The sequence below is a fragment of the Drancourtella sp. An12 genome, assembly GCF_002160935.1.
Lineage (GTDB): Bacteria > Bacillota > Clostridia > Lachnospirales > Lachnospiraceae > Sellimonas > Sellimonas catena.
Genome location: NZ_NFLO01000009.1, coordinates 24278 through 44125 on the forward strand (window position 1 = coordinate 24278; position 19848 = coordinate 44125).

The 19848-nt window shown below is 47.4% G+C and carries 17 protein-coding genes; 2 read left to right on the top strand and 15 right to left on the bottom strand.

Annotated elements, in window-relative coordinates; all coding sequences use genetic code 11:
- Position 1: 1 nt before the first annotated feature.
- The 8 genes from B5E64_RS09635 to B5E64_RS09670 all read right to left on the bottom strand — a co-directional run bounded on the left by B5E64_RS09635 (position 2) and on the right by B5E64_RS09670 (position 9842).
- Positions 2–628, bottom strand: coding sequence for an MBL fold metallo-hydrolase (locus B5E64_RS09635; RefSeq protein WP_087168309.1), 627 nt, complete (start codon positions 626–628; stop codon positions 2–4).
- 22 nt (positions 629–650) lie between these two features.
- The gene (locus B5E64_RS09640; protein WP_343284057.1) at positions 651–2918 is read right to left on the bottom strand and encodes a bifunctional (p)ppGpp synthetase/guanosine-3',5'-bis(diphosphate) 3'-pyrophosphohydrolase; all 2268 of its coding nucleotides are present in this window, start codon (positions 2916–2918) and stop codon (positions 651–653) included.
- A 207-nt stretch (positions 2919–3125) separates the two neighbouring features.
- A complete protein-coding gene (gene recJ / locus B5E64_RS09645; protein WP_330616788.1) occupies positions 3126–4943 on the bottom strand; it encodes a single-stranded-DNA-specific exonuclease RecJ in 1818 nt (605 codons plus the stop codon).
- A 22-nt stretch (positions 4944–4965) separates the two neighbouring features.
- The gene (gene secD, locus B5E64_RS09650; RefSeq protein WP_087168311.1) at positions 4966–7113 is read right to left on the bottom strand and encodes a protein translocase subunit SecD; all 2148 of its coding nucleotides are present in this window, start codon (positions 7111–7113) and stop codon (positions 4966–4968) included.
- Positions 7114–7130: 17 nt separating this feature from the next.
- Entirely contained in the window at positions 7131–8546 is a 1416-nt protein-coding gene (gene scfB, locus B5E64_RS09655; protein WP_087168374.1) for a thioether cross-link-forming SCIFF peptide maturase, read from the bottom strand.
- Positions 8547–8637: 91 nt separating this feature from the next.
- Entirely contained in the window at positions 8638–8781 is a 144-nt protein-coding gene (gene scfA / locus B5E64_RS09660; protein WP_008976445.1) for a six-cysteine ranthipeptide SCIFF, read from the bottom strand.
- Between the two features lie 76 nt (positions 8782–8857).
- Positions 8858–9229: a TIGR04086 family membrane protein gene (locus B5E64_RS09665; protein ID WP_087168312.1), complete on the bottom strand. Its 372-nt coding sequence runs from the start codon at positions 9227–9229 to the stop codon at positions 8858–8860.
- A gap of 61 nt (positions 9230–9290) precedes the next feature.
- Positions 9291–9842 carry a stage V sporulation T C-terminal domain-containing protein gene (locus tag B5E64_RS09670; RefSeq protein WP_087168313.1) on the bottom strand — a complete coding sequence of 184 codons (552 nt, stop codon included), beginning with the start codon at positions 9840–9842 and terminating at the stop codon, positions 9291–9293.
- Between the two features lie 152 nt (positions 9843–9994).
- On the opposite strand from B5E64_RS09670, the gene B5E64_RS09675 reads away from it, so the two are divergent.
- The gene (locus B5E64_RS09675) at positions 9995–10441 is read left to right on the top strand and encodes a GatB/YqeY domain-containing protein (protein ID WP_087168314.1); all 447 of its coding nucleotides are present in this window, start codon (positions 9995–9997) and stop codon (positions 10439–10441) included.
- A 19-nt stretch (positions 10442–10460) separates the two neighbouring features.
- Here the strand turns inward: B5E64_RS09675 and B5E64_RS09680 are convergent, their stop codons facing one another.
- From B5E64_RS09680 to pth, 3 genes are read right to left on the bottom strand one after another with little or no spacing between them, the layout of a single operon-like run.
- Positions 10461–11633, bottom strand: a complete 1173-nt coding sequence (locus tag B5E64_RS09680; RefSeq protein ID WP_087168315.1) for a peptidyl-prolyl cis-trans isomerase — start codon at positions 11631–11633, stop codon at positions 10461–10463.
- 29 nt (positions 11634–11662) lie between these two features.
- Positions 11663–15034: a transcription-repair coupling factor gene (gene mfd, locus B5E64_RS09685; protein ID WP_087168316.1), complete on the bottom strand. Its 3372-nt coding sequence runs from the start codon at positions 15032–15034 to the stop codon at positions 11663–11665.
- 18 nt (positions 15035–15052) lie between these two features.
- On the bottom strand, positions 15053–15622 hold the full coding sequence (pth, locus tag B5E64_RS09690; protein WP_087168317.1) for an aminoacyl-tRNA hydrolase: 570 nt from the start codon (positions 15620–15622) through the stop codon (positions 15053–15055).
- Between the two features lie 156 nt (positions 15623–15778).
- Between pth and B5E64_RS09695 the strand changes: the two genes are divergently transcribed.
- Positions 15779–16210, top strand: coding sequence for a hypothetical protein (locus B5E64_RS09695; protein ID WP_087168318.1), 432 nt, complete (start codon positions 15779–15781; stop codon positions 16208–16210).
- 20 nt (positions 16211–16230) lie between these two features.
- Here B5E64_RS09695 and B5E64_RS09700 read toward each other — a convergent pair whose 3' ends face one another.
- The 4 genes from B5E64_RS09700 to B5E64_RS09715 form a co-directional block, all read right to left on the bottom strand.
- Entirely contained in the window at positions 16231–16494 is a 264-nt protein-coding gene (locus B5E64_RS09700) for a glyoxalase (RefSeq protein WP_087168319.1), read from the bottom strand.
- A complete protein-coding gene (locus tag B5E64_RS09705) occupies positions 16481–17170 on the bottom strand; it encodes an HAD family hydrolase (RefSeq protein WP_087168320.1) in 690 nt (229 codons plus the stop codon). Before B5E64_RS09705 ends, B5E64_RS09700 begins: the two co-directional genes overlap by 14 nt.
- 104 nt (positions 17171–17274) lie before the next feature.
- Positions 17275–18051: an RNA polymerase sporulation sigma factor SigG gene (gene sigG, locus B5E64_RS09710; RefSeq protein WP_087168321.1), complete on the bottom strand. Its 777-nt coding sequence runs from the start codon at positions 18049–18051 to the stop codon at positions 17275–17277.
- Positions 18052–18182: 131 nt separating this feature from the next.
- Positions 18183–19796: an MBL fold metallo-hydrolase gene (locus B5E64_RS09715; protein WP_087168322.1), complete on the bottom strand. Its 1614-nt coding sequence runs from the start codon at positions 19794–19796 to the stop codon at positions 18183–18185.
- Between the last annotated feature and the right edge of the window lie 52 nt (positions 19797–19848).

Sequence of the window (19848 nt, forward strand, 5' to 3'; positions counted from 1 at the left end):
TTTATTTTCTCAAAAACGGATTGTATTTTTTCTCTTCGCCGATGGTGGTCGCATCCATATGACCAGGCAGGACTTTCGTCTCATCCGGAAGACAGAGGAGCTTTTCCTCAATCCCGCGTACCAGATCTGACATGCTTCCTCCCTCAAAATCCGTGCGTCCTACAGAATGGTGGAACAGAGTATCCCCGCTGAAGAGAATTCCCTCATCCGCCAGATAATAGCAGACTCCGCCCGGCGTATGGCCCGGCGTAAAAAACACCTGAATGTCAAAACCGGCGATGTGGAGCATTTCTCCGTCTTTTACATAGACCGCATCGGAAAACGTGTATCCGTTCGTATAGATATCGGACTGATTCCAGTGGGCATCCTGTAAAAGCGCCGCTTCCCTCTCCCCTGCGTAAACCGGCACATCATAGACCTTCCGGAAATCCTGGATTCCCATAATATGGTCAAAATGTCCGTGGGTCAGGAGAACAGCCTTCATGTCAAGGCCCTCCTCCTGAATAAAGTTCATCAGCTTTTTCGGACATGCTGCCGGATCGACCAGCACGGCCTCTTTTGTGTTTTCATCGTATAAAACGTAGGTATTTGTCCCGATAATGCCTGTTACAAATGTCTGAATCTTCATCTTTTTTTGCCCCGGCCTTTCTTTAGCCCGTCGTCCTTTCTATATCAATTACATTTTCAATCTGTCTGAGTTTGCCTACAAGGCGTCCCATCTCTTCTTTTCCTCTTACAACAAATCCCATCTCCACGGTAGATACGCCCTTCTTGCTTGTGCGCACATTCATCGTCTTGATATCGATCTCCGCCTCGGTAAAGACTTTGGAAATCTCCATCAGCATACCCGGCTTATCTTCCACAAACATTTTGATTTCCGCAAAATATTTGCCTTCGGAAGTTTCCGCAGCATCGGCCTCCCATTCTACCGGAATGAGTCTTGCTCTCTCTCTCTCTGTCAGATGAAGGACATTGATACAGTCTGTCCTGTGAATCGTAAGACCCCTTCCTCTGGTTACAAATCCTACGATCTCATCGCCCGGAAGCGGATTACAGCATCTGGAAAAGCGCACCGCCATGTCATCGATTCCTTTGACAATGACACCGCTTTTCGATTTTGCGATGTGTACCACGTTCTTCGATGCCTCTGCTACCTTTTCAAGTACAGCCTCATCCGTAATCTCCTGTCTGTGGTCTTTGTTATATTCTTCTGCAAGACGGTTAACAATCTGACCTTCTTTCAGTCCGCCGTGTCCGATTGCCGCAAGGACGGAATCCCAGTCCTTGAAGCCGTATTTCTGCTGCACGATCTGCTGATATTTCGGTTTCATCAGATTACCCTGCTCATAGCCTTTGGCCTTGCAGTAGGAAATCAGCATTTCTTTTCCTTTGACAATATTTTCTTCTTTAAACTGCTTTTTGAACCACTGGTTGATCTTGTTCTTAGCCTGCGTGCTCTTGACAATGTTCAGCCAGTCGCGGCTCGGTCCCTTGGAATTCTGAGAAGTCAGAATCTCGATGCGGTCGCCGTTCTGAATCTTGTAGTCTACTTTGACAAGTTTTCCGTTGACTCTTGCACCGACCATTTTATTTCCCACCGCACTGTGGATCGCGTATGCAAAATCGATCGGCGTGGAACCGTTCGGAAGATTTTTGACATCTCCATTCGGGGTGAAGCAGTACACATCTTCCGCGAACAGATCCAGGTCTCCTTTGATCAGATTCAAAAACTCCCGGTTATCCGACATGTCTTTCTGCCAGTCGAGGATCTGGCGGAGCCAGCTTAACTTTTCTTCTTCCTGAGCCTTGATATTCTTCTTTCCGTCATTGGACTCTTTGTATTTCCAGTGGGCTGCGATTCCGTATTCGGCCGTCTTGTGCATCTCCTTTGTACGGATCTGAATCTCAAACGGCTGTCCGACGGAACTCATCAGCGTCGTGTGAAGTGACTGATACATATTCGGCTTCGGCATGGCAATGTAATCTTTAAACCTGCCAGGTACCGGTGTATACATCTCATGGATCACGCCGAGGGCCGCGTAACAGTCTTTCACCGTGTCAACAATAATCCGTACTGCAAAAAGATCGTAAATCTGGTCTACCGTCTTATCCTGATTAACCATCTTTTTGTAGATACTGAAGAAATGCTTGACTCTTCCATTGACTTCCGCCCTGATATGGGCATTTTCCATATGCTGTGAGACTTCCCTTACAATCTGAGCCACAAACTCTTCCCGCTCGGTCTTTCTCTCATTAATCTGCTGCACCAGGTCATAGAAAATCTCCGGATGGAGATACTTAAGCGCAAGGTCATCCAGCTCTGTCTTCACTTTGGAAATACCGAGTCTCTGGGCGATCGGAGAATAGATGTCCATCGTCTCTTTCGCTTTTTCCTTCTGCTTCTCCGGCTTCATAAACTGCAGCGTGCGCATATTATGAAGGCGGTCGGCAAGCTTGATAATGATGACACGGATATCCTTTGCCATGGCGAGAAACATCTTTCTTAAATTCTCCGCCTGCATTTCAAGCTTATCCGAAGAATAGGAAAGCTGTCCCAGCTTTGTAACACCATCCACAAGAAGCGCTACTTCCTCTCCGAATTCTTTTTCAATATCCTCTTTTGTAACCTCGGTATCTTCTACCACATCATGCAGAATGCCGGCCGCAATCGTTTCCTTGTCCATCTCAAGCTGTGCCAGAATAATGCCTACCCAAAGAGGATGAATGATATATGCCTCTCCGGATTTTCGGAACTGATTTGCATGGGCCTTGCTCGCCAGCTGATATGCTTTTTCAATCAGCGAAACATCTGCTGACGGGTGATATTTATGGATATGCCCGATCAGATAACGGTACAGCTCATCCGGGTCCTGATAGTCCTCAGGCTCTTTTACAGCATGGCCGTCCACAATCCGCATCCCCTGGCGGACTTCTGTCGTAACTTCTTCCGGTCTGATTTTTTCTGCCATATCATTCCCCTCCTTTACCTGTTTCTTCACTGCTTTACTCTCAAATATTATGTCGTTTTTTGGAATATATCCTTTAGTATATCATTATTTCCAGAATGTGTAAAGCAGAGCATTCTACAGGTTTTTCGCGTAATCCTGCCTTTTTTCTTATCAGTATTACCGATAATCGAGAATTGTAATCTGAAGCGTCCTTCTTCCCATGTAATCGTTGATCCCCGGATAGTAAGTAACATCCATCAAAATCGGATTTCCTCTTCCATATAAAAGATGGTCTTTTGCATCCGGTCCGTACTTTTGTGACAGACAGGAAAAGAAGGTCTCCAGATCACCAAAAAAGATGGCATCCATAGTGGTGTGGTCCGCATCTTCTACTTCCAGTTTCAACACATTTTGATGCTTTCCGATAACCCGTCCCCGCCGAAAAAGCAGCTTTCTCCGGGCAAACACCGGTTTCGTATTTCCTTTCCCAAACGGCTCCAGAAGAGAAAGTTCCTGCACAAAATCCTCGGTAATCTCACACAGAGGAAGCTGCATGTCGATCACAACTTTCTCCGTCAGGTCTTCTTCCGTCATTGTCGTATTTTCGTTCAGTTTTTTCCGAAGAGACAGAATTTTTTCTTCCGGGAGCGAAAGCCCCGCTGCCAGACGATGTCCGCCGAAACGTGTCAGAAGATCTTTGCATCTGCTCAGCTCATCGTACATATGGTAGGTTTCAATCGACCGCCCGGAGCCTTTTGCTCCTTCTTCTGCCTTTGTCAGGACAAACACCGGTTTGTAGTACCGCTCCCGCAGACGTCCTGCCACAATTCCCGCTATGCTTTCATGACATTTTGGCAGATACACCACAAGTACTTTATCCTCCTTTAATCCGGTTGTCTCCACCTGGACCACCGCCTCTTTCACTGCTTCCTCTGTCAGATTCTTCCGGCTGTCATTGAGAGCTTTCAGATCTCCCGCCAGAAGGTCCGCTTCTTTTTTTGTCTTTGCGCACAGGAGCTCCAGTGCCCGTCTGGCTGTATCCAGACGCCCCCCGGCATTGATGCACGGTCCGATCACAAAGCCGATATGATAGGCAGACAGTCGGTCCGTATGGACTCCGGTACATTCCATCAGCGCGGCAAGTCCCGGATTTTTCGTTCTCTTCAGCATTTCCAGCCCCTGTTTTACAAAAATCCGGTTTTCGTCGGTCAGATCCATAACGTCTCCTACCGTCGCGATGGCTACATTTTCCATCAGATAATCCACATCTTCCGGATCTCTTCCCATGGCATTGTAAAGTGCCTCGACCAGCTTGTAGGCCACAGCTGCTCCACACAGTCCTTTGAACGGGTACAGGCAGTCCTCTCTTTTGATATCCACCACCGCGTCGGCAGGCGGAATCAGGTAGCCGCGTGTACCGTCTTCGTATTCTTCATACGGCACTTCATGATGGTCTGTTACAACGACAGCCATTCCCATACTTTTCCCATACGCGATCTCTTCGCGCGCTGCGATTCCGTTGTCACATGTCACAATTGTATCAATATTGTCATCCAGCGCACGGTCAATCAGATCAATATTTAACCCGTATCCGTCCCTGACACGATCCGGGATGTCATAATCCACTTCTGCGCCCAGTCCTTTCAACCCCTCCAGAAGAATATATGTAGCATTGACTCCGTCAATGTCATAATCTCCGATAATGCGGATACTCTGTTTCTCCACAATCTTTTCCTTCAGAAGATCCACCGCCTTATCCATATCTTTCATAAGCATTCCATCATACAGATCCGCGATGGTTCCATTCAGATAACGGTCAAAAGCCTCCTCTCCGATAATATCCCGGTTGCGGATCAGCGCCGCTGTTCTCGGCCGGATCCCAAACCGTTTCCCCAGCTCTGTAAAATTTCCTCCCTTTCTAAGCAGTACCCAGTTTTTCATCGATTGTATTCCTCCAAAAAAGCAAAAGGATGCCGCAAGATCCATACTTTCCATCCTGCTGCATCCTTTTCATGTTTTATTTCTTCTTTCCGGTTCTTGTCTTCATAACGTACCAGAGTGCTCCCGTGATACATACGGAAGAATATGCACCGCACACGATACCGACCATCAGAGGCAGTGCAAATTCTCTGACTGATGTGACACCAAAAACAAAGAGCGCAAACACCATAATAAACGTCGTCAGAGAAGTATAGATGCTTCTTGTCAGCGTCATTGTGATACATCTGTTTACAAGTTCGGCAAGTGGTTCTTTCTTCCTCCGCGCTTTCAGCTCCTCCCGGATCCGGTCAAATATTACAATGGTTGCATTGATCGAATATCCTACAATTGTCAGCATACACGCAATAAAGGTACTTCCGACTGTAATACGGGATACGGCGTAAAAGGCAAGCACGACGAGGACGTCATGAATCAGGGCCGTCACCGCGCTTGTGGCAAACCGGATGTCCTTAAACCGGAACCAGATATAAAGAAGCATGCAGACTGTGGAGATAATCACCGCAACGACCGCATCCTGCCTCATCTCCGCACTGATCGTAGAACTGATGCTGGAATAGGTAATGTCCGAATCCGACACCTGGAACTCATCAGCCAGTGCCTGATTTAATGCCTCCCTCTGGTCAAGATCAAGGGCTTTCGTCCGGATAACAATCTCAGTGCTTCCTTTTACCTTCTGTGTCTGTACTTCCGAGTCTCCGGATGCTTTCTCAACCACCGGAACAATCCGGGATTCAATTTGCGAAATCGAATAATCTTTCTGAAAATCCACTGTCGTGGATGTTCCTCCCCGGAATTCCAGACTGTAGGCCAGCATACCGTTTTCTTTCACATGATGATATCCCATCACGGCAAATCCGGCAAGGATCACAAGCAGGGAAACAGCAAAGCAGATCTTTCTCTTTCCAAGGAAGTCTACCGGCTTTCTTTCCTTCATTTTCTTTGCATAGAACTTCTCGTTCCGGATTTCCACCGCATAGAACGAATTGATGATCATCCGTGTAATTACCAGCGCGGTAAACATGGAAACGACGATGCCAAGAGCCAGTGTCTGCGCAAATCCTTTGACCGTTCCCGATCCCCGAAACCAGAGTACCGCTGCTGCAATCAGCGTCGTGACATTTCCGTCAATGATTGCGGAAAGTGCCTTGTGAAATCCGCTCTTCAGCGCGTTCTGCACACTCTTTCCGGACGCGATTTCTTCCCTCACCCTTGCAAAGATAATGACGTTTGCATCCACAGCCATTCCAATGGACAAAATGATTCCTGCAATTCCCGGAAGGGAAAGAGTGATGTCAAATGCGTTCAACAGCACCAGCACCAGTCCGGTATAGATCAGAAGTGCAAGCCCTGCAGCAAGTCCCGGAAGCAGATAAACAGCAATCATAAAAAGGATGACTGCCGCAAGTCCGACTGCTCCTGCCAGAAGACTTGTACTGATTGCCTCCCCGCCAAGCTGGGCTCCCTGCACCTGTGAGTTGAGCTCTTCCAGTTCCAGGGAAAGACCGCCGATCCGGATTGCGGAAGCAAGCTCTTCGGCTTCTTCATAACTTGCCATTCCGTCAATATAAGCGGTATCCACAGTAATAGCTTCATTCACAGTCGGGGAGCTGATTACCTCGCCGTCATAGATAATGGAAATTTCCTTTCCGACATTCTTCTCTGTCGCCTCGGTAAACTTTTCTTTTCCCTGCTCATTTAACTGAAGCTCTACCGTATATTCATTTGCTCCTGTCGTCTGGTTCTGACCGCTCATCGCCTTTGCGGTTTTAATGTCGCTTCCTGTCAGAACCGTCTCGCCATCTGCTGTCTGAAATTCCAGCGATCCCGGCTGTCCAAGCTCTTCCAGAATCTCATTGGCATCCGACACTCCCGGAATGGAAATGCTGATACGATTGTCTCCCTCCTGGTATACATTCGCTTCCGTACTGTATGCTTCTACTCTCTTCTGCAGTTTGTAGATGGTGTCCCGCATCTCTTCCGGCGACGGGTTTTCCTCTTTTGCCTGATAGGTAATGCTGACCCCGCCGGCCAGATCCAGCCCGAGTTTGATGTTTTCCATGGCAACGCTTTGGGAACGGCCCCATCCGATGGCTGTCGTATATACCAGCAGTCCGATTATAAGGACTGTCACAATCAATCCTGCGATCCCTCTGCTCTTCTTCACACTTTACATCCCCTTCTCTAAGCTTCTTCGCTCTCTCCGGAGTTGTCCGCCAGCGCCGCTTTGATCATGATGGCGCATTCCACACGTTTTCTTTCCATCTCGCATCCGATGTCATATGCATCATTCAGATTTCCCTCAAAATGGTATGCATTCGCCATACATCCGCCGCTGCAGTAGAACTTCGCAAAGCAGTTTTTACATTTTTCTTTTGAGTAGACATTACAGCACCGGAATGCGTCCGCAATCTCAGGCTTTGTAATACCCTCATCTACATTTCCCATCAGGAAATCCTCATCTCCTACAAACTGATGACAAGGATAGAGGTCTCCCCACGGTGTTACAGCCAGATATTCGGTTCCCGAACCGCATCCTGACAACCGTTTCGCAAGGCACGGTCCGCCTTCCAGGTCGATCATAAAATGGAAGAAATTAAATCCATTTCCTTCTTTTTCTCTCTGAATCATATATTTTGCGAGTTTATCATACTCCTCAAAAATCTGAGGCAGGTCTTCCTCCCTGATTGCGTACGGGTCTGTATCATCACCGACAACCGGCTCGATAGACATCTGCTGAAATCCGAGATCTACAAAATGGCGCACATCCTCTGAAAAATCCAGGTTCTGTCTCGTAAATGTACCGCGCACATAGTATTTCTGCTGGTTTCTGCTCTCGGCAAGTTTCTGGAACTTTGGAACAATCAGATCGTAGCTTCCTTTTCCATTCCGGAACGGACGCATCCGGTCATTGACTTCCCTTCTTCCGTCCAGGCTCAGCACGACATTGTCCATCTCCTTGTTGATAAACTCCTGAATTTCATCATTCAGCAGTACGCCGTTTGTCGTAACAGTAAAACGGAAATGTTTATCGTGAATCTTCTCCTGCTCTCTTCCATATGCCACAAGATCTTTGACAACCTGCCAGTTCATCAGCGGCTCCCCGCCGAAGAAGTCTACTTCCAGGTTTCTTCTGCTTCCGGAATTTGCGATCAGGAAATCCAGCGCCTTTTTCCCTACTTCATAGGACATCATCGCACGTCTTCCATGATATTCGCCCTCCTCGGCAAAACAGTATTTGCACGCCAGATTGCAGTCATGGGCAATATGGAGACAGAGCGCCTTTACTACTGTCTTTCTTTTCATGACATCCTGTATACAGGACTCATGAGTATCCGGTGCGAAGAGCTGTCCTGCCTCCGCTAGTTCAGCGAGATCATCGAGCACCTCGTCAATCTCCTGCGGATTATATTTCTCCTGATACTGTTTTTTGATTTTTTCCTTTGTCTCACCCTCCCGGATGGTATCGGCTGTCTGCTCCGGATTCATCGCGGTCAGTGCTGCGATCAGATCGTATCCCATCTGATCTACGACATGGACACATCCGCTGTTAACATCCAGAACGATATTATATCCATTATTCTGGTACTGATGGATCACTTTGTGTACCCCTTTCTCTTTTTCTGTAGACATCAAGAGACAGCGACCAAATAGCCGCTGTCCTGTAATTTCACTTATAAGTCCTGTCTGCCTATTTCTTCTGTTCGCAGGTCTGGTTTCCTACTGTGCAGGAAGTCTTGCATGCTGACTGGCAGGATGTCTGGCATTCTCCGCATCCGCCTTTTTTCATTGTGTTGTTTAAAGTCTGTGTATTTAATGTTTTAATGTGTTTCATCCTGATTTCCTCCTTATGCATTTTGCTAGAAATTATTATATCATAGGCGGTTTCTTTTTTAAAGCCTTTTTTTCGTTTACGACAGCATTCCGCCAAGCATTCCTCCGGCCGCGCACAGTATCAGCGTTGTCACAATCTGCATCGTATCGCCCTGAAGGGTGTGATATACACCAACGGACACCAGTACCAGGAGCAGAAAATATAGCATTCCAAGAATCAGTCCCCAGATAAATTTCCGTACTTTCTGCAGCTTCCCGATCAGAAAACCTCCCGCAAACGCGGACACAACATAGATACCGGTAATTCCTGCCGTCACTTTTCCTTTATCCAGATTCAGCTTATAAAGCAGCACCGCCAGCACCAGAAGCAGGATTCCCGTAACGATGTAGGATACCAGAAGTGCCTGAAAGATCCGCATGACCCCCGATTTTTGTCCTTTTACTCTCATCGCATCCCCCCTTGTCCCGTTTTTCTAAGACTATTGTATGATGCGGATTTTCTCTTTATGACTACGTTTCCATCTGACTCCCAAGAAATGCAGCCGCGCACTGAGCCAGTTTCTGACAGATTTCTTCGGAAATGCCTTTTTGCCGCTCCGGTCTGACAAAAAGAACTGATCCGATCACATCGCCTCCTGCCAGCACCGGACAGACAAAAATTTCTCCATAGTCCACCATCTTTTCTTTCAGAAAATTGATACCAGATCCCCCGCTGTGGCTTATGGATACCGCTCTCCGTTCTTCCAGAAGACAGACAAACTCCTCTGATACCTCCTGTTCTGCTACATCTTTTCTCCCTGTTCCGGAAGCAGCAATCACCTTTTCCATATCCGTAATGCAGGAAAGCATTCCCGATGCCTGCGCCAGACTCTCTGCATAGTTCTGCGCAAATGTATATATTTCTCCAAGCGGAGAATACTTCTTCAGAATAACCTCGCCGTCCTGGCCCGTAAAGATTTCCAGCGGAGTTCCCTCGCGGATTCCCAGTGTTCTGCGTATTTCTTTTGGAACAACCACCCTTCCAAGATCGTCGATTCTTCGCACAATTCCCGTCGCTTTCATTTCTGTAAAGTTCCCTCCATTTCACAAATCAGCCGCTTTTTTCCGGCTTTCACATAAGGCTAGTATCTGCAAAAGGAAAATTTTTATTCTGTTTGCACTTTTTCTTAAGAGATAGTAAAATAGAGAAAAACGTTTAGGAGGTCCATAAGGCTATGAGTAAAATCGATGATGTAAGAAAAGAAATGGTCGCTGCCATGAAGGCCGGCGACAAGGCAAGAAAAGAAACTCTGTCTTCTCTTCTTGCCGCTCTGAAAAATAAAGCAATCGACAAGCGGGAAGATCTGACTGAGGAAGAGGAAGTACAGGTTGTCTTAAAGGAGATCAAACAGACAAAAGAGACTCTGGAGATGACCCCGGAAGACCGTACTGAAATCATTGAAGAATGCCGGGCACGGATCGCGGTTCTTGAAGAATTTGCCCCGAAGATGATGGATGAAGAGGAGATCAGATCTGTCATCGCCTCAGTTCTCTCTGATATGGGTCTGGATCATCCGACTGCAAAAGACAAGGGAAAGATCATGAAAGAGCTGATGCCGAAGGTCAAAGGAAAAGCCGATGGCAAACTTGTAAACGAACTTGTCAGCACATTTTTTGAATAAAAGACAAAAATGAAGCAGCCTATTCGGCTGCTTCTTCTGTATTATCTGTATTTTCGGAATCAGTGGATTCTCCACTGTCTGTGCTGTCGGAAGTATCTTCTCCATCTGCACTGTCAGAAGTATCTTCTCCATCTGTGTTTTCTGAAGAGCCTTCTGTACTGCCGCTGTCTTCTGAGCTGTCCTCTGTCTTCAGGGCAACCCCCTGACCGTTAAAGTCGATCTTTTCCCAGACATCCTTGTTTTCCTTGATGTCAGTGTCTTCTTTCCAGCCATCAAGGATCTCATTGTATCGCTCAGACTCACGTTCGGAGATGATCTCCTGTTTCTTGCTGTCCGTTGCGCTCTGATCAAATGTGGATGTCACCTTTGCCACATAGTATCCGGTATCTGTCTCTATCACATCAGTTACCTGGCCTGCTTCCAGTTTGTCCGCCGCCTGAATGAGCTCCTCATTCGGGGATGTCGTACTGGAGTCAAACGTCAGATCCACTGCTGATTTCTCCTGATCCTCTGCGGCCTGACTGAAATCTGTGCCGCTGTTCACCGCGTTCAAAAATGTTTCCGCCTTCGCTTTTGCCTCTTCCTTTGTATCTGAAGTATTTTCGGAATCACTTTCTTCGGATTCCTCCGTATCCGAGTAGGTAAATGCTACATACTGCAGCGCTTTCTGGGCGGCCTCCTCATCGGAAACATTCCGGTCCACATCTTTTAGCATCTCAGTCTGTACTTTCTGCTGGATTGTAAAGAGTTCCAGAACCTTCTGCACCGTCTCCTTGTCGCCGGAAATCACATCCCGGACCTCCGCATCGTTTGCCTCTACAAACTGGTCCGCAGCATCTTCAATCGACTTCTTTTCTTCGTCTGTCAGTGAAACGCTGTAATCGCCGGCATGCTCGTTAACCAGATAGAGTTCCTCCAGCGACTGCATGATCGTCTCCTTGGCCGACTCTTCGTAAGTCGTTCCTTCCTCAACCTCGGTTGTCCACATGTTTTCTCCCAGCATAGAGCTGTAATAAGTCTCATACATTGCCTGCTGATATCTTGCAAAGAAATTTGCCACATTTCCTTTAATTTCTGTATCTCCCACGGTCGCAACGACATCGCTGTCTTCAATCGTCTGCTGTCCGCAGCCTGTCATTGCTCCTGCTGCCACAGCGGCAGTCAAAAGGACTACTGCCAAACGCTTTTTCATACTGTCAAAAGCCTCCTTCGTATTTCTAACTACCCTATTATATCCGGTTTTTCCTGGACAATCAATGTTTTTATATCATTTAACAGATTTTTCACGACTTCCAGAATATCCGGGTCCTTTTCCTTCCGGTTCCGCTTTTTCTGCTCATAGAGAAAATACGGCGGCGTATCATTCTTAAAAACAAGTTCTCCTTTCCTGCGCTCCAGAAGTTTCGGTATCTCCTCGCCACGTACCTTCGCCCGCTCATACATGGTGATCTTCAGCGTCTGCCCTTTCTGCTCAATCGAAGTCACATACACGGAATGTGCAAAGGCTTTCAGCCTTGCAATCAGGATCAGCTTCTGTACCTTTTTCGGAATGTCTCCGAACCGGTCAATCAGCTCTTCCATCATATCATCCATCTCTTCTTCGGTCTCAATCAGCGCGATCCGTTTGTAGATATCCAGCTTCTGATATTCATCCGGAATATAGGAAGCCGGAATAAAGGCATCCACATTCAGATCCACCGTTGTTGTAAAGCTTGCGGCTTCTTCCTGGGAAGTGCCCTGTTTCATGTTTTTGACCGCTTCATTGAGCATCTTACAGTAGAGGTCATACCCGACTGCCTCCATATGACCGTGCTGTGCTTCTCCAAGCAGATTTCCTGCTCCCCGGATTTCCAGATCCCGCATGGCAATCTTGAATCCAGATCCAAGATCCGTAAACTCCCGGATCGCGGCAAGCCGCTTTTCCGCCACCTCTCTGAGCAGACAGTCTCTCCGGTAGAGAAGAAAGGCATAGGCCATCCGGTTAGAACGCCCGACTCTTCCTCGCAGCTGGTATAGCTGGGAGAGCCCCAGTTTGTCCGCATCATGGATAATCATCGTATTGGCATTGGAAATATCAAGCCCGGTTTCAATAATAGTCGTGGAAACAAGCACATCGATATCCCCGTTGATAAAGTCATACATGATCCGCTCCAGCTGATGTTCCCTCATCTGCCCGTGAGCGTAGGCAACATTTGCCTCCGGAACAAGGCTCTGGACTCTGGCCGTGATCTCCGCAATATCCTTGACTTTATTATAGACATAGTACACCTGCCCCTGTCTGGACAACTCTCTTACAATTGCCTCCCTTACCATCTCATCCTGATATTCCATGACATAGGTCTGGATCGGCATCCGGTCCATCGGAGCCTCTTCCAGCACACTCATATCCCGGATTCCAATCAGGCTCATATGGAGAGTTCTTGGAATCGGAGTAGCTGTCAATGTCAGGACATCCACATTTTCCCGCAGTTTTTTGATCTTTTCCTTGTGCTGCACTCCAAACCTCTGCTCCTCGTCGATCACAAGAAGTCCCAGATCTTTGAAGCAGACGTCCTGACTCAAAATCCGGTGGGTTCCCACCAGAATATCCACCTGGCCTTTTTTCAGGTCTTCCAGCGTCTTTTTCTGCTGGGACGGGGTACGGAAACGGCACATCAGATCCACCCGAACCGGGAAGTCTTTCATCCTCTGAACAAGGGTGTTGTAATGCTGCTGCGCCAGAATGGTGGTCGGTACAAGAAATGCCACCTGCTTATTCTCCTGCACTGCTTTAAAGGCCGCCCGGATCGCCACCTCGGTTTTTCCAAAGCCAACATCTCCGCAGATCAGACGGTCCATGATCTTGTGGCTTTCCATATCCTTTTTTGTCTCTTCGATGGCCGCTGCCTGATCGTCTGTCTCCTCAAACGGAAACATCTCCTCAAATTCTTTCTGCCACACCGTATCCGGCTCATAGGCATATCCTTCCTTTTCCTGCCGTGCGGCATAGAGCTCCACCAGATCTCTCGCGATCACCTGTACCGCTTTACGGACTCTTGTCTTGGTACGCTCCCAGTCCTGTCCGCCCAGACGGTTGAGTTTCGGTTTCTTTGCATCCGCCGATGCGTATTTCTGGATCAGATCCATCTGAGTAGCCGGGATGTAGAGATTTCCGCCTCCTGCATAGGAAATCTTCATGTAATCCTTCTCAATCCGGTCTATCTCGATTTTCTCGATTCCCTGATAAATTCCAAGCCCATGATTCTCATGAACTACATAGTCCCCCGGCTTTAAGTCGGTAAAACTCTGGATCTTTTCCCCTTCGTAAATCCTTCTTCGTTTCTTTTTCTTCTTTTTCCCGAAAATATCGGTCTCCGAAATCACGGTAAACTTCAGCATCGGGTACTCATACCCAACTGCCACATGACCGTAGGACACAAGAATTTCTCCCGGTTTTACCAGTCTTTCGGGATCTTCATCATAAAAACTGTTCAGATCATAGTCCCTGAGATCTTCCGCAAGCCTTCTTGCCCTTGTCCGGGAACCCGAAAGCAGAATCACCCGGTACCCGTTTCGCTTCAGCCTTTTTAAGTCTCTCGTCAGCACCTCAAAACTGCTGTTATACGGGTTCACGTTTTTAGCCAGAATGCTGTATACATCCCGGACCAGAAATTCTTTTACTTTGCCCTCCAGTGCTGTAAATCCGATACTGTGATACTGATTGATCAAACCTGCAATCTCGTGGACCGGAAAGATCCTGATGTCTTTTTCTCCTTCCGGAAGCTTTTCTTCTTCCTCTCTTCGCTCCCTGGCCTGCCGGACTTCCTCCTCGATGACTTCTCCACGTTCGTAGAGTCTTGCCGGCTCATCCAGAAACAAAAGCGTCTCTTCCGGACGGAAATAGCGCAGGAAAGAGACCTCCTCCTGCTCATCCGCCTCATCCCGGGCCGGATACACCGTGATCTCCTCCCTGTTTTCTATGGATCTTTGTGTCTGGGCATCAAAGGTACGGATCGAATCAATCTCATCGTCCCAGAATTCAATCCTCACCGGCATCTCCTCTGTCAAAGGAAAGATATCGACAATTCCTCCACGCACCGCAAACTGCCCCGGCCCTTCAATCTGTACTTCCCTGTCATATCCCATTGCGGATAACCTTTGAACAAGTTCTTCCAGATCTGACGTCTCCCCTGTGCGGACAGAAAAAACTTCCTCATCGATCTTCAACGGTGGACGTACCCCGTCCATCAACGCGCAGATCGTTGTAATAACCGTTACATTTTCCTCTTCTTTCAGTGCGCGGAATACTTCCATCCGCTGCTTGACCAGATATTTTCCTCTGATATCCGCCCGATAAAAGAGGAAGTCCTTCGCCGGATAGAACAGGACTTCCCCATCCAGAAACTGATATTCTTCAAGAACTTCCTTTGCCTTTTCTTCATCTGCAAGAATATAAAGAATCCTCCGGCCGTCTCCAGAAAGAGCATACGCAAGATGGCTTTTCTGCGAACCGGTACTTCCGGCAATCTGAATCATCCCTTTTCCCCGGTATTTTGTCTTCTGAATCGTCTCGAATTCCGCAAGCTCCAAAAGAGGTTCCGTAAAAGCCTTCATTGTGTTCTCCTCCTTCCATCAGCCTTTCCGGTTAAACTGATTCATCGCTTCGTCAATTTCTCCAAGTCCGGCCATTCTGACGGCCTGTACTGCCTTTTCATATGCCACTTCCATCTTCTCTTTCTCTTCCTTTGAGAAATGGCCCAGTACATAATCCGCCAGATCATAGCCCTTCGGCTTCTCCCCGACACCGACCTTCACACGCATGAATACATCATGCCCAAGGTGGGCGATAATATTTTTAATTCCGTTATGTCCGCCGGCGCTCCCCTTTTTCCGGATCCTGAGCTGACCCACATCCAGACTGATATCATCATATATAACAATCAGCTCCGTGGCCTCATCCACCTTATAATAGTCCACCAGCTCCCGGATACTTTCCCCGCTTAGATTCATAAAGGTCTGGGGTTTTGCGAGAATCACTTTTACGCCGTCGATAACCCCTTTTCCGATCAGCGCCCGGTGTTTTCTTGTATCAACTGCTATATGGTATTCTTTCGAAATTCGGTCTATGACATCAAAACCGACGTTGTGCCGTGTGTCTTCATACTTTGATCCCGGATTTCCTAATCCTGCGATAATAAACATGCATCTCTACCTCTCTTTTTCGTATTTTTCTATTCTACCGCAAAAAGCCGCGTTTGGCAACGCCGCATAATTTTTTCCGACGTCACATATATTTATAAAGACATAATCCCGTGGTGCTGCAGGATTCATCATTACTGAAAGGAGGTCTTTTCACTTATGAGTTCCAAAACCAGAATCGTCGTTTTTCACATGAAGGAAATTATCTATACCGCCATTTTTGCAGCCCTTGGCATTCTTCTTGTGCTTCTGCTTCTTTTTATGTTCCTTCCGGATCATTCCGGAAAAAAGCAGACGTCCAAAGAATACACTCCCGGCATCTACACAGCCAGCATGACATTGAATAACACGCCGCTGGAAGTGGAAGTTTCGGTCGACAAAAATCATATCAACTCTATCCGTTTTTCCAATCTGGATGAAAGCGTGGAAACCATGTATCCTCTTGTTCAGCCGGCCATGGAAGAAATTGCCGGACAGATCATCGAAACGCAGTCGGCAGATCAGATCAAATCCGGAGAGGACGATTCCTATACTTCCAACCTGATTCTTGATACCATCCAAAAAGCGCTGAAAAAAGCCGAGGCAGACTGATATGCTGCCCCGGCTTTCCCTTATCCTTCTACAACCAGATACTTCCCTTCCGGAAGCACAAACACTTCGGACGCATCTTCGATTTCCTGCAGTGTCATTCCATCCACATCCGCTCCGGACTCTTCCAGATATTCTTTTACCTCTTCGAGCGAATCCAGCACAACTGCCATGCAGTCCTCGAGGAAAGCTTCCGCCTCTTCCGGTGTCTCAGCGACCGGTTCATCAAAAAGCTGTGACTGATCTCTTAAAAACACTTCGATACATTCTTCACTAAATCCGTTCATTCTTTCCCTCCTCACCTTTGGTATTATTTACGATCACGGTCAGTTCTTCCGGATGATCGATAATCACATCCGCCCCTGTTTCCTTCAGGATTTCTCTTGACCGGAATCCCCAGCTGACACCGACCGTCATTACCCCGGCATTGTTTCCGGTGCACATGTCCACATCGGAATCCCCGATATAGACACATTCTTCCCGGCTGATCCCTGCCATCTCCATAATCGCAAAGACAGCTGCCGGGTCCGGTTTCCTCGGAATCTCTTCCTTTTGTCCCTGTACATAGTCAAATATTGCATCTCCAAAAAAAGTATGGACCACATCCTTTGTCTGTCCGTCCGGCTTATTGGAAAGAACAGCCAGATAAATCCCTCTTTCCTTGAGTGCCTTTAACATCTTTTCAATTCCGTCATACGGCTTTACATGATACGTACAGTTTTCTGCAAATACCCTGCCGTAAATCTCCATGGCTTCCTCAATACGCACAAGATCTTCATCTCCGCACGCCTTTAATGTCCTCTCCATGAGCTTTCTTGCGCCGCTTCCTACAAACTCCCGGCACTGTTCCAGGGTAATCACCGGCAGCCCCATCCGCTCCAGAGTCAGATTTACCGAGCGTGTCATGGACTCCAATGTATCTGTCAATGTTCCATCCAGATCAAAAATACAAGCCTTATACATTTTCTTTGCCTCATTCTTTTCTTAGTACTTTCTACACGTATAGCATAATATATGCCTGCCAAAATTTCAACAAAAAAAGAACGCCCGGCAGGCGTTCTTTTTCCTTAGTCCAGATACTGCCGCATCAGACGGAGCGCATTTTTTTCCAGTCTGCTCACCTGAGCCTGGGAGATATTTACTTCTCTGGCCACCTCCATCTGGGTTTTCCCTTCGAAAAAACGGAGACGGATAATATATTTTTCTCTTTCATTCAGGTGTTCCATCGCCGCCTGCAAAGACAGATCTTCAATCCACCTCTCCTCTTTGTTCTTTTTATCACTGATCTGATCCATCACATACAGTGCATCTCCGCTGTCATTATAAACCGGCTCATTCAAGCTGACCGGAGCCTGGATTGCATCCAGCGCAAATACGATATCCTCTTTTGCAATTCCGATCTCTTCGGAAATCTCCTGAACGGTCGGTTCTCTTAAATTCTTTTTGACATAATTTTCTTTCGCATAGATCGCCTTGTATGCTGTGTCCCGCAGCGACCGGCTGACGCGGATGGAATTGTTGTCCCGCATGTATCTTCGGATTTCTCCGATAATCATCGGCACCGCATAAGTAGAGAACCGGACGTCCAGCTCCGTATTAAAATTATTAACCGCTTTGATCAGGCCGATACAGCCGATCTGAAAGAGATCATCCGGATTTTCATTGCTTCCCGCGAACCTCTTGATCACGCTGAGCACCAGTCTTAAATTTCCCTTGATGTATTTTTCTTTTGCCTCTTCGTCTCCTTCTTTGATCCGGGCAAACAGTTCCTCTTTTTCTTCCTCTTTCAAAAGCGGAAGTTTTGCAGTATTCACTCCGCATATTTCTACTTTGTTCAATGCCATCGTACATCCTCCTGTCACGGCAACTCTGCCTTTCTAACAGAAATCATGCACATCCCGGCATCCTCTTATTCAGTATGGAAAAAAATAAAAAAACTTTTAGTCCTTGACAATTCGGCTCTTCTTAACAGGTACTAATCATTTCTGTCCCATTTGTCAGCAAGATTCAAAATCTGACTTTCCAGCTTCGCGAGATCTTTATTGGAAAGCCCTTCGTTTTTCATAACAACATCCAGCAGATGTTTTGCCGCGGAAACCGCACGGCCAAACACCTGATTTGCGCGGATTCTGGCCGGTTTCTCGGAAGACTTCTTCGGCACTCTGACTCCCTCGCTTAAGATTTCATCCTCTATCAGATCCACACATGCTCCGGAGTACGGCGCAAACGCTTCGTATCCGAGTGTCTCTTTGATGGATGCGGCAAATTCATCCGTCACCTGGTCTTCCCCGTGTACGACAAACACATGCTTCAACGGCGTTTCAAAAGCGGAAAGCCAGTTCAGCAGCCCGTTTTTATCCGCATGCCCGCTGATTCCCTGAAGTGTACAGATTCTGGCATTGACTTCTACATTTTCTCCGAACAGCTTGACACACTCCGCTCCTTCTATCAGTTTGCGTCCCAGCGTTCCCGCTGCCTGATAGCCGACAAAAAGAACCGTGCACTCTTTTCTCCACAGATTATGTTTCAGATGATGCCGGATCCGTCCCGCCTCGCACATACCGGAAGCAGAAAGGATAATCTTCGGCTTTTCGTCAAAGTTGATCTGTTTGGATTCTTCGCTTGTTGTCGTCAGTTTCAATCCGGAAAACCGGAGCGGATTGATTCCTTTATTCACGAGCTCCATTGCTTCTTCATCGAAACATCCCAGCATATTTTTATTAAACACATTGGTTGCCTCAATGGCCAGTGGACTGTCCACGTACACTTCAAAGTCCGGATACTCCGGAAGGAGATTTTTTTCCTTGATCTCCCGGATAAAATAAAGCAGTTCCTGTGTTCTTCCTACCGCAAAGGACGGTACAACAACATTTCCGCCTTTTGCAAATGTTTCCCGTATCACTTTCGTGAAATCGCCCACATAGTCCGGAATTCCCGCGCCATGTGTCCGGTTTCCGTATGTAGATTCAATGACCACATAATCTGCTGCTTTAACCGTCGACGGATCCTTGATAATCGGCTGATTGATATTTCCTACATCGCCGGAAAATACGATCTTTCTCGTTTCTCCGTCTTCTGTGATCCACACCTCAATGCATGCTGAGCCGAGAAGATGTCCCACATCGCTGAACCGGACTTCAATCCCGTCACAAAGTACAATCTTCTGTCCGTAGTCACATGGTGAAAACAATGCCGCCGCATCCACCGCGTCCTGCATCGTGTATAGAGGCTCATAGAATGGTGCGCCGCTTCTTCTGGCCTTACGGTTTCTCCATTCCGCCTCGAATTCCTGGATATGCGCACTGTCACGAAGCATAATGCTGCACAGATCCGCAGTCGCAAAGGTCGATACAATATCTCCCTGAAATCCGTTCTTGACAAGGAGTGGCAGATTACCGGAATGGTCAATGTGTGCATGGGTCAGGAGTACATAGTCTATCTCGGACGCCGACACCGGGATTTCCTGATTTTCGTACAGATCCGGCCCCTGTTCCATCCCGCAGTCTACCAGAATATGTTTATTGCACGCTTCCAGAAGATGGCAGCTTCCCGTCACTTCATGTGCCGCACCTATAAATCTTAGTTTCATAACATCGCCCCTTTTCCTGTGGTATCGTATGTAGATATTGTATCACTTTTTA